12 protein-coding genes are annotated in these 9,736 nt (G+C 65.2%); 9 read left to right on the top strand and 3 right to left on the bottom strand.

Annotated elements, in window-relative coordinates; genetic code table 11:
- Positions 1-59 precede the first annotated feature (59 nt).
- Complete coding sequence (locus PLC66_RS06905; RefSeq protein ID WP_324538736.1) at positions 60-665, top strand: bactofilin family protein; 606 nt, start codon at positions 60-62, stop codon at positions 663-665.
- A gap of 59 nt (positions 666-724) precedes the next feature.
- On the opposite strand, the gene PLC66_RS06900 is transcribed toward PLC66_RS06905, so the two are convergent.
- Both PLC66_RS06900 and PLC66_RS06895 read right to left on the bottom strand, forming a co-directional pair.
- Positions 725-1,399 (bottom strand): lytic transglycosylase domain-containing protein, encoded by a 675-nt coding sequence (locus PLC66_RS06900; protein WP_503012184.1) that lies wholly within the window; start codon positions 1,397-1,399, stop codon positions 725-727.
- An 8-nt stretch (positions 1,400-1,407) separates the two neighbouring features.
- Entirely contained in the window at positions 1,408-3,156 is a 1,749-nt protein-coding gene (locus PLC66_RS06895) for a proline--tRNA ligase (RefSeq protein ID WP_324538732.1), read from the bottom strand.
- Positions 3,157-3,351: 195 nt separating this feature from the next.
- Here PLC66_RS06895 and PLC66_RS06890 point away from each other — a divergent pair, with 195 nt between their 5' ends.
- From PLC66_RS06890 to coq7, 6 genes are all read left to right on the top strand, one after another.
- Positions 3,352-3,942, top strand: a complete 591-nt coding sequence (locus PLC66_RS06890) for an RNA pyrophosphohydrolase (protein WP_324538730.1) — start codon at positions 3,352-3,354, stop codon at positions 3,940-3,942.
- A 120-nt stretch (positions 3,943-4,062) separates the two neighbouring features.
- On the top strand, positions 4,063-4,482 hold the full coding sequence (locus tag PLC66_RS06885) for a rubrerythrin family protein (RefSeq protein WP_324538728.1): 420 nt from the start codon (positions 4,063-4,065) through the stop codon (positions 4,480-4,482).
- Positions 4,483-4,564: 82 nt separating this feature from the next.
- Positions 4,565-5,917 (top strand): (Fe-S)-binding protein, encoded by a 1,353-nt coding sequence (locus PLC66_RS06880; RefSeq protein WP_324538726.1) that lies wholly within the window; start codon positions 4,565-4,567, stop codon positions 5,915-5,917.
- Complete coding sequence (locus tag PLC66_RS06875; protein ID WP_324538724.1) at positions 5,914-6,501, top strand: DUF3501 family protein; 588 nt, start codon at positions 5,914-5,916, stop codon at positions 6,499-6,501. Before PLC66_RS06880 ends, PLC66_RS06875 begins: the two co-directional genes overlap by 4 nt.
- Positions 6,498-7,028: a CNP1-like family protein gene (locus PLC66_RS06870; protein WP_324538722.1), complete on the top strand. Its 531-nt coding sequence runs from the start codon at positions 6,498-6,500 to the stop codon at positions 7,026-7,028. Before PLC66_RS06875 ends, PLC66_RS06870 begins: the two co-directional genes overlap by 4 nt.
- The gene (gene coq7, locus PLC66_RS06865) at positions 7,028-7,648 is read left to right on the top strand and encodes a 2-polyprenyl-3-methyl-6-methoxy-1,4-benzoquinone monooxygenase (RefSeq protein WP_324538720.1); all 621 of its coding nucleotides are present in this window, start codon (positions 7,028-7,030) and stop codon (positions 7,646-7,648) included. Before PLC66_RS06870 ends, coq7 begins: the two co-directional genes overlap by 1 nt.
- A gap of 52 nt (positions 7,649-7,700) precedes the next feature.
- On the opposite strand, the gene PLC66_RS06860 is transcribed toward coq7, so the two are convergent.
- Positions 7,701-8,120: an OsmC family protein gene (locus PLC66_RS06860; protein WP_324538718.1), complete on the bottom strand. Its 420-nt coding sequence runs from the start codon at positions 8,118-8,120 to the stop codon at positions 7,701-7,703.
- A 630-nt stretch (positions 8,121-8,750) separates the two neighbouring features.
- Here PLC66_RS06860 and rplM point away from each other — a divergent pair.
- Complete coding sequence (gene rplM / locus PLC66_RS06855; RefSeq protein ID WP_324538716.1) at positions 8,751-9,179, top strand: 50S ribosomal protein L13; 429 nt, start codon at positions 8,751-8,753, stop codon at positions 9,177-9,179.
- A gap of 12 nt (positions 9,180-9,191) precedes the next feature.
- Positions 9,192-9,584: a 30S ribosomal protein S9 gene (rpsI, locus tag PLC66_RS06850; RefSeq protein ID WP_324538714.1), complete on the top strand. Its 393-nt coding sequence runs from the start codon at positions 9,192-9,194 to the stop codon at positions 9,582-9,584.
- Positions 9,585-9,736 lie beyond the last annotated feature (152 nt).

Genomic DNA, 9,736 nt, shown 5'->3' with positions numbered 1-9,736 from the left:
GTTGCTAATACTGCGTGCTGATCGCAGCGCCAGCGATGCATCACTCTCAAGGAGAAAGCATGTTCAACAAGCCCAATCTGTTCCACAAGACCGCTGAAACGCCGGTGACCCGCACGCAGCGTCCGCTCGGCAGCACGAGCGCGGTGTCCAGCGCGAGCGCGGAGCCGGCAGCAAGCACGGGCGGCAGCACGCTGAGCACGCCTGCCGAAAGCGCGAATCCCGTACGCAGCCCGGACGTCATCGACACCCCGGTCGAGCCGACTGGCGTGGACGTGGGCGAGAGCAGGCTGATCGTTGGTCCCGACGTCAAGCTCAAGGGCGCCGAGATCCTCGATTGCGACACCCTGGTCGTGGAGGGGCGGGTCGAGGCGACGATGGACAGCCGCGTGCTGCGCATCGCCGAGAAGGGGGCTTACAAGGGCACCGTGGGTATCGACATTGCCGAGATCCACGGTCACTTCGAAGGCGAGCTGACGGCGCGCAAGCAACTGCTGATCCACTCGACGGGTCGCGTCAGCGGCAAGATCCGTTACGGCAAGATCCTCATCGAGGAAGGCGGCGAGATCTCGGGCGACGTGCAGTCGCTGTCAGCGCTCGGCAAGGAAGGCCTGCGCGCGGTCGACAAGCCCGCCGACGCGCGTCCGCTCGCCGCCGTGGCCGGCTGAGGGCAAGCGCGCCTGGCGGTCCTGCCGGGCAGGGCATGAAGGCGCCCGCCCCACGCTCTTCAGCGCGGGGTGGGCGTTTGTGCGTCGGCCATGGCAGCGGCGAGCTGCTGGGGATTCCAGCTCCAGTGGTTTTCCCACGCCGCGCGCACCAGGTTGGGGTACTGCGGCTTGCCCAGGCTGCCGTTATAGCGGCCGAGGGCGCGGAAGAGGTCGCCCCTCTCGATGTCGAGGTAGTGCCGCAGGATGGTGCAGCCGTAGCGCAGATTGGTGCGCATGTGGAAGAGGTTATCGTCCTCGCGGCCGATGACCTTGATCCAGAACGGCATCACCTGCATGTAGCCGCGCGCGCCAGCCGAGGAGATGGCGTACTTGCGGAATGCACTCTCGACCTGGATCAGGCCGAGCACCAGTTGCGGGTCCAGCCCGGCACGAGTGGCCTCGTAGTGGATCGAAGTCAACAGCTCGATGCGGTAGGCCTCGTCCGGGATGCGTTTCTGCAGCCGGCGCGACATCTCGGCCAGCCAGCGCGCGCGCTCGCCGGCGTCCGGAATCGGCAGCGTCGGCGCTGCCGCATCGCTGACTGCCGCATGCAGCGCGGCGCGCACGCTGGCTGCCATCGGCTCGTACTGCTGCGCTCCCGCGCTCGCGCTGCCCGCCACCAGGGCGAGCGCCGAGGCCGCGGCGAGCTGGCGGAACAGGGCGCTCATGCGAAGTGGGGCGGGCCGGCGGCACATGGCGGTGATCAATCCTGCTTGAGGCGGTCGAGCACGTGGTTGAGGACCTCGCCGGCGGGCAGTTTGGCCGCTTCGGCATCGCGCCGGCTCTGGTACTCGACCAGCCCCTCCTTCAGACCGCGGTCGCCGATGGTGACGCGGTGCGGCACGCCGATCAGCTCCCAGTCGGCAAACATCACGCCAGGGCGCTCGTCGCGGTCGTCGAGGATCGCGTCCACGCCCGCGGCGACAAGTGCGTCGTAGAGCTTCTGCGCTTCGTCGCGCACCGCCTCGGACTTGCCCCATCCCACCGGGCAGATCACCACTTCGAAGGGTGCGATCGCGCGCGGCCAGATGATGCCGCGGGCGTCGTGGTTCTGCTCGATCGCCGCGCCCACAATGCGGGTTACGCCGATGCCGTAGCAGCCCATCTCGAAGTGCTTGGGCTTGCCGTCCTCGTCGAGGAAGGTGGCATTCATCGCCTTCGAGTACTTGGTGCCGAGGTAGAACACGTGGCCGACCTCGATGCCGCGCTGGATCGCGAGCACGCCACGGCCGTCCGGACTGGGGTCGCCCTCGACCACGTTGCGCAGGTCGGCCACCAGGTCGGGCTCGGGCAGGTCGCGGCCCCAGTTGATGCCGGTGTAGTGGAAGTCCTCGTCGTTGGCGCCGCAGATGAAGTCGGCCATGTGGGCGACGGTGCGGTCAGCGATGACCTTCACCGGCTTCCTGAGCCCGATGGGGCCGAGGTAGCCCGGCTTGCAGCCAAAGTGCTCGAGGATCTCGGCCTCGGTGGCGAACCGGAAGCCGGCCTTGAGCCCTTCCACCTTGCTCGCCTTGACCTCGTTCAGGGCGTGGTCGCCACGCACCATCAGCAGCCACACCGTGACGCCGACCGGCTTGCCCGCGTCATCGACGTCGTCGGTGGCGAGCACGAGCGACTTGATCGTGGTCGAGAGCGGCACGCCGAGCAGTTCGGCGACGTCCTTGCAGGTTGCCTTGCCCGGGGTCGGGGTCTTCTCCAGCGCCTTGGCCGGCTCGGCGCGACGGGCAAGCAGCGACACCGCTTCGGCCAGCTCGATGTTGGCGGCGTAGTCGGACTCGGGGCAATAGACGATCGCGTCCTCGCCGGTGTCGGCAATGACCTGGAACTCGTGCGAACGATCGCCGCCGATCGCGCCGGTGTCGGCCGCCACGGCGCGGTACTCGAGGCCGAGGCGGTCGAAGATGCGCTTGTAGGCGGCAAACATGACGTCGTAGCTGCGCCCGGCAGCCTCCTCGCTGCGGTCGAAGGAGTAGGCGTCCTTCATCGTGAATTCGCGTCCGCGCATGACACCGAAGCGCGGCCGGCGCTCGTCGCGGAACTTGGTCTGGATCTGGTAGAAGTTCTTCGGCAGCTGGCGGTAGCTCTTGAGCTCCTGGCGCGCGATGTCGGTGACGACTTCCTCGGAGGTGGGCTGCAGCGCGAAGTCGCGCTCATGACGGTCCTTGAAGCGCAGCATCTCGGCGCCCATCTTGTCCCAGCGCCCGGTCTCGTCCCACAGTTCGGCGGGCTGCACCAGCGGCATGATCAGCTCCATGGCGCCGGCACGGTCCATCTCGTCGCGGATGATGGTCTCGACCTTGCGGATGGCGCGCAGGCCCATCGGCATGTAGCTGTAGATGCCGGCGGCGACCTTGCGGATCATGCCGGCGCGCAGCATCAGCTTCTGGCTGACGACTTCGGCATCCGACGGGGCTTCCTTGAGGGTGAACAGGTGGAACTGGCTGGCGCGCATGAGAGTCTTTCGCTGTAAGGCGTTGTCGAGCGCGCGATTCTAGCGCATGGCGTGGGCGTGCATGGTGGGGCGTAAAGGATGGCGGGCAATCGGGGCTCGGGATCGAGCGTAGCCGATGCACAGCGGTGGTGCGCTTTCAAACATTGCACAAGTGTGAAAAAATCGCGCTCAATCAACCGAATTTGAAGGTTAGTCATGCTTGATCGTGAAGGCTTTCGCCCGAACGTCGGCATCATTCTGGTCAATTCGCGCAACGAGGTGTTCTGGGGCAAGCGCATCCGCGAGCATTCCTGGCAGTTTCCGCAAGGTGGCATCAAGCACGGCGAGTCGCCGGAGCAGGCCATGTACAGGGAGCTCTTCGAGGAAGTCGGGTTGCGTCCGGAGCACGTCAAGATCCTTGGCCGCACACGCGGCTGGTTGCGCTACGAAGTGCCGAAGCACTGGATACGGCGCGAATGGCGCAACACCTACCGCGGGCAGAAACAGATCTGGTTTCTGCTGCGACTGGTGGGGCGGGATTCGGACGTCTGTCTGCGCGCGAGCTCTCATCCGGAATTCGATGCCTGGCGCTGGAGCAATTACTGGGTGCCGCTCGATGCGGTGATCGAGTTCAAGCGCCAGGTGTACCAGATGGCCCTGATCGAGCTCGCCCGCATCCTGCACCGATCGCGAGCCTTCGAACTGCCGGAGAGCTACCGTCTGCCCGAGACCGAGGCGGCCCAGGCGTCGGCGGAGCCGGTGCGCGTCGTGCTGGGCGAGCGCACGCCCAAGGCGCTGCAGAAATAGCCCGGCCCAATCGGGGGCATAGTCGCGCTCAATTTGGCGTTCCCGCTTTCATTGTCTAGGTTTCAGGTGCAGGTGTCGGCCGACGCCTGCACCCGATCACCGACAAGAAGGAGAGGAGACATGCAACTCAAGGGCTCACGGACCGAAGACAACCTGAAGGCGGCCTTCGCAGGCGAATCGCAGGCAAACCGGCGCTACCTTTACTTTGCGGCGAAGGCGGACGTCGAAGGTCAGAACGACGTGGCTGCGGTGTTCCGCTCCACCGCCGAGGGCGAGACGGGGCATGCGCACGGCCATCTCGAGTATCTGGAAGCCTGTGGCGACCCGGCCACCGGCCTGCCGTTCGGCGCAACCCGGCAGAACCTCGGTGCGGCGATTGCCGGCGAGACGCACGAGTACACCGACATGTATCCCGGCATGGCGAAGACCGCGCGCGACGAGGGCTTCGAGGAAATCGCCGACTGGTTCGAGACGCTGGCCAAGGCTGAGCGCTCCCATGCCAATCGCTTCCAGAAGGCGCTGGACGCACTGGCCGACTGACATTCCCGCGCGTCGAACGGGCGGGTGACCGCCCGTCTTCACAATAAGACGGCCCGGTACGCCCGGGCGGGGGAGACTGGCCATGAGCAAGCGGGAAGGCAGCCTCGAGGCACCCAAGCGACACCCGATCGCCTGGCGCGACGCGGCTTACTATGACGAGGACAAGGTCCTCGCCGAGATGGAGCGCGTGTTCGACATCTGTCACGGCTGTCGGCGCTGCGTGAATCTGTGCAATTCCTTCCCCACCCTGTTCGACCTCGTCGATGAGAGCAGCACGATGGAAGTCGACGGGGTGGCGAAGAAGGACTACTGGAAAGTGGTCGACCAGTGTTACCTGTGCGACATCTGCTTCATGACCAAGTGCCCCTACGTGCCGCCGCACGAGTGGGACCTCGACTTTCCGCACCTGATGCTGCGCGCGAAGGCGGTGAAGTTTCGCAAGGGCGAGGTGAAGTTTCGCGACAAGCTGCTCACCAGCACCGACGTCCTCGGCAAGCTGGCGGCGATTCCGGTGGTGGCGCAGACGGTCAATGCCGCAAACCGCAATGCAGCCGCGCGCGGGGTGCTGCAGTCGGTGCTCGGGGTGGACAAGCGACGCGAACTGCCGCCCTATGCGCCGGCCAAGTTCCGCGGCAAGGCGAGGCCGACGAGCAGCTGGCCGGTGCGTGACGGCGAGCGTACGCCGGGCAAGGTCGCGATCTTCTCCACCTGCTACATCAACTACAACGAACCCGGCATCGGTCACGACCTGGTGGCCGTGCTGACGCACAACGAGGTCCCTTCGGTGCTCGCGCCGCAGGAGGCGTGCTGCGGCATGCCCAAGCTGGAGCTCGGCGATCTCGAGGGGGTCGATCGCCTGAAGCAGCGCAACATTCCCGCACTGGCGAAGCTGGCGCGTGAGGGCTATGCGATCCTCGCGCCCGTGCCTTCGTGTGCCCTGATGTTCAAGCAGGAACTGCCCTTGCTCTATCCCGACGACGGTGACGTCGCCGCGGTTGCCGAGGCGATGTTCGACCCCTTCGAGTACTTCGTGCTGCGCCACAAGGACGGCCTGCTGAAGACCGACTTCAAGCGCTCGCTGGGCAAGGTGGCCTACCACATTCCCTGTCATGGGCGGGTGCAGAACGTCGGTCAGAAGACGCGCGAGACCCTGCAGCTGGTGCCAGATACCGAGGTCACGACGATCGAGCGCTGTGCGGGCCACGATGGCACCTGGGGGGTCAAGGAGGAGTACTTCGAGCAGTCGATGAAGATCGGCAAGCCGGTGTTCCGCCAGGTGGTGCAGGCAGCGCCGGATTTCATCAGTTCCGACTGCCCGATCGCCGGCCGCCACATTCAGCAGGGGATTCGTGACGGCGGCACGCAACTGGACGCAGAAAAGGCCCATCCGCTGACCCTGCTGCGGATGGCTTACGGATTGGAGGAGACACGATGATGGTGATCGAACGCGCAAGCCTGCTCAGCCTCGAGGAATATGCGCGACAGCGCACCGAGTTCCGGGCCAGGGTGATCGCGCACAAGAAGAGCCGCAAGCTCGCGCTCGGGCCCAACGTGACCCTGATGTTCGAGGACGAGCTGACGATTCGCTACCAGATTCAGGAGATGCTCCGGATCGAGCGCACCTTCGAGGAGGCGGGCATCCTGGACGAGCTCGAGGCCTACAACCCGCTCGTGCCCGATGGCCTGAACTGGAAGGCGACCATGCTGATCGAATATCCGGACGAAGCCGAGCGGCGCCAGTGGTTGTCGCGGCTGATCGGCGTTGAGGACCAGGTGTGGGTGCGGGTGGCGGGTTTCGATCGCGTGTATGCCATTGCGGACGAGGATCTCGAGCGCGAGAATGACGAGAAGACTTCTTCGGTACACTTTCTGCGCTTCGAGTTGGGTGCCGAAGCCGCCGCCGCCTTGAAGGGCGGCGCTGCGCTGTCGGCGGGGATTGATCACGCGGCTTATGCCGCGGTGGTCGATCCGGTGCCAGAGGTGGTCCGGCTTTCGCTTTGTGGAGATTTGCGCGTTTGAATCCGACTCTCAGTCGTATCTTTCGCGGGGGCCTGTTGGCCCTCGCGTCCTTTTCAGGGGCCGTATCCGCGGGCTTCCTGACCGATGTCGATCCCAACTGGGAAGAAGACGAGGTGCTCATGCCGCCGCCGATGGACGCGGCCAGGCTGCGCGCCTTCTACGTGAGTGCGACCACCCCCAACCAGTTCTTCGTCGACGAGGGCAGCGTCAGCGTGGGCGCCGACGGCGTGGTGCGCTTCACCCTCGTGGTGAGGACGCCGGGTGGTGCCGAAAACGTCAGCTTCGAGGGCATTCGCTGTGCCACCGGCGAGCGGCGGCTGTACGCGAGCGGCCGTGCCGACGGCGAATGGGTGGCCGCGCGCAACAGCGTCTGGCAGCCGATCGTCGACAACACCTACAACCGGCCGCGGGCGGCCCTCGCCTGGGAGTACTTCTGTGACGGTCCCGCCGCGCCGCGCAACCGCGAGCACGCGCTGCGCCTGTTGCAGCAGCGCCGCGACCAGGCCCAACCGTATGGAGTCCGATAATGCTTGATCAAGCCATCATCGAGTTCGACAAGGCGCTGCGCACTGTCTTCGCCCCGGCACGCAGCGTGCGTCCGGTGCCGGGCGAGGATATCCCGGATGCCGAGCTGAGCGAGGCCGAGCGGCGCCACGCGGCGGCGCTGATGCGGGTGAACCACGTCGGTGAGATCTGCGCACAGGCGCTGTACCAGGGGCAGTCGATGATGTCGCGCGATCCTGCGATCCGCGACACCCTGCGCCAGGCCTCGCAGGAGGAGACCGAGCATCTGGCCTGGACCGAGCGTCGCATCGCCGAGCTTGGCGGGCGCAAGAGCCTGCTCAATCCGCTGTGGTACGGGGGCGCGCTCGGGATCGGGCTGCTTGCCGGGCGTTTCGGTGACCGCTGGAATCTGGGCTTTCTGGCCGAGACCGAACGCCAGGTCGAGCAACACCTGAAAGGTCACCTCGACGCCTTGCCTGCGACTGACCAGCGCTCGCGCGCGATCGTCGAGCAGATGAAGCTGGACGAGGCCGAGCACGCCGACACGGCCATGCGCCTGGGCGCCCATCGGCTGCCGGCGCCGGCCAGGGGGCTGATGAGGCTGGCGGCGAAGGCCATGACGACCCTGACCTACCGGGTCTGAATCCGCGCGCGGCGGCCGCGCATGGGCCACGGCCGCCATGCCTGCAGCTGCTTCAGTCGACCTCGACGAGTTCGAGCTCGTGGCTGATCTGTGCGGTCTTGGCCAGCATGATCGAGGCCGAGCAGTATTTTTCGGCTGACAGATGGATGGCGCGTTCGACGGTTTCACGCTTGAGCTTGTGCCCGGTGACCGTGTAGATGAAGCGGATGTGGGTGAAGACCTTGGGGTCGGTGTCGGCGCGTTCCGCTTCGAGCCGCACGCTGCAGCCGCGAACGTCCTGTCGGCCGCGCTTGAGTATGAGCACGACGTCGAAGGCGGTGCAGCCACCCGCACCGGCGAGCATCAGTTCCATCGGTCGCGGCGCGAGGTTGCGACCGCCGGCCTCGGGGGCGCCATCCATCGCAACGATATGCCCTGTTCCGGTCTCGGCGATGAAGCTCATGCCGTCGAGCCATTTGATCGTGCATTCCATCTTCAGCGTGCTCCTTGGGCCAGTTGCCCGTCCTGTTGGTGTTTCGGTCCGCGGGGGCGCCGATTCTACCGCAGCGCCGCATGGGTGCGCCCCCCCGGTGGGATGTCAGCTGCTTCCCCTGTGCCGTCAGGGACTTGCGTTCGGGTCGGGCGCAGGAGCAGGGCCGGCACCAGTTTCAGTACGGCACCGTATTCATGCAGTGCACAAAATAAATGTCAATTTCATGGTTGGGGGACTCTGCAGGTGCGCCGGACGAGGCCATGGTGAAGGGAAAAATTGATTTAAAACAAGATGTTTGTCGGTCATAATCACAATTTATAGTGGAATCAAAACATTTGTCGTGCGATGCACAAAAAGAGCTTGCGGTGCCCAAGGGCTATCGGCATAATTCGCCTCAGTCGGATCGCTGACGCGGCAACACAGACAACGCGCCGATCCAAATGGTGTCTCCTCCACCCTCCTCCTTTGGTGTGGATTTAACGCAGTCCTCGCGGACTGCGTTTTTTTTGCTTGTTGCGCGCGTGCAGGATCGTCAATCCGAGATTGACACGCGCGCCCTGTTCGCATTAGAGTTGCGAGCTTTCCGTTCGACGGCCAACTCCATCGGCCCGACAAAGATCGAGGATTCACATGAAGACGTTTTCTGCCAAGCCGCACGAGGTCAAGCGCGACTGGTTCGTTGTCGACGGCACGGACAAGGTGCTTGGCCGTCTTGCCGCCGAAATTGCCCGCCGCCTGCGTGGCAAGCACAAGGCCATCTACACCCCGCACGTCGATACCGGTGACTACATTGTCGTCGTCAATGTCGACAAGCTGCGCGTGACCGGTAACAAGGCGCAGGACAAGAAGTACTACCGCCACTCGGGCTACCCGGGCGGTATCTACGAAACCAACTTCACCAAGCTCCAGCAGCGCTTCCCCGAGCGCGTGCTCGAGAAGGCGGTGAAGGGCATGCTGCCGAAGGGCCCGCTGGGCTACGCCATGCTGAAGAAGCTGAAGTGCTACGCGGGCGCCGCGCATCCGCACACCGCTCAGCAGCCGCAACTTCTCGAGATCTGAAGGAGCCGATAAATGGCTGTGACTTACAACTACGGTACCGGTCGCCGCAAGACCGCGGTCGCCCGCGTGTTCATCAAGGCAGGCACGGGCAACATCGTCGTCAATGGCAAGCCGGTCGACGAGTTCTTCTCGCGTGAAACCGGCCGCATGATCGTGCGTCAGCCGCTCGTGCTCACCGGCAACGAAGGCAAGTTCGACATCATGGTGAACGTCACCGGCGGTGGCGAGTCCGGCCAGGCGGGTGCCGTGCGTCACGGCATCACCCGTGCGCTGGTCGATTACAACGCCGAGCTCAAGGGTGAGCTGCGTGCGGCCGGCTTCGTGACGCGTGATGCGCGCGAGGTCGAGCGCAAGAAGGTCGGTCTGCGCAAGGCGCGTCGCGCGAAGCAGTTCTCCAAGCGCTGATTGCCTGCAGCAACAGCCGGTCGTATCCGCAGGAGCCGCCCCTTGGGGCGGCTTTTGTGCTTGCTGCGGCACATGATGTGCGATGTGCGGATCCCTCGCCCCTGCGTGAGCTTGGCGATGCGGGGCCGATCGAGCACGCACCGGCTTTCACG

Origin of the sequence: Thauera sp. (assembly GCF_035444905.1) — a bacterium.
Taxonomy (GTDB): Bacteria; Pseudomonadota; Gammaproteobacteria; order Burkholderiales; family Rhodocyclaceae; genus Thauera.
The sequence above is the reverse complement of the archived record's forward strand: the minus strand, read 5'-3'. Positions and strand labels throughout refer to the sequence as shown.

Bases quoted from the DNA above. Each gene is read 5' to 3' on its own strand.
- PLC66_RS06905 (WP_324538736.1), top strand. From the start codon at position 60: ATGTTCAACAAGCCCAATCTGTTCCACAAGACCGCTGAAACGCCGGTG.
- PLC66_RS06900 (WP_503012184.1), bottom strand. From the start codon at position 1,399: ATGTGCCGCCGGCCCGCCCCACTTCGCATGAGCGCCCTGTTCCGCCAG.
- PLC66_RS06895 (WP_324538732.1), bottom strand. From the start codon at position 3,156: ATGCGCGCCAGCCAGTTCCACCTGTTCACCCTCAAGGAAGCCCCGTCG.
- PLC66_RS06890 (WP_324538730.1), top strand. From the start codon at position 3,352: ATGCTTGATCGTGAAGGCTTTCGCCCGAACGTCGGCATCATTCTGGTC.
- PLC66_RS06885 (WP_324538728.1), top strand. From the start codon at position 4,063: ATGCAACTCAAGGGCTCACGGACCGAAGACAACCTGAAGGCGGCCTTC.
- PLC66_RS06880 (WP_324538726.1), top strand. From the start codon at position 4,565: ATGAGCAAGCGGGAAGGCAGCCTCGAGGCACCCAAGCGACACCCGATC.
- PLC66_RS06875 (WP_324538724.1), top strand. From the start codon at position 5,914: ATGATGGTGATCGAACGCGCAAGCCTGCTCAGCCTCGAGGAATATGCG.
- coq7 (WP_324538720.1), top strand. From the start codon at position 7,028: ATGCTTGATCAAGCCATCATCGAGTTCGACAAGGCGCTGCGCACTGTC.
- PLC66_RS06860 (WP_324538718.1), bottom strand. From the start codon at position 8,120: ATGGAATGCACGATCAAATGGCTCGACGGCATGAGCTTCATCGCCGAG.
- rplM (WP_324538716.1), top strand. From the start codon at position 8,751: ATGAAGACGTTTTCTGCCAAGCCGCACGAGGTCAAGCGCGACTGGTTC.
- rpsI (WP_324538714.1), top strand. From the start codon at position 9,192: ATGGCTGTGACTTACAACTACGGTACCGGTCGCCGCAAGACCGCGGTC.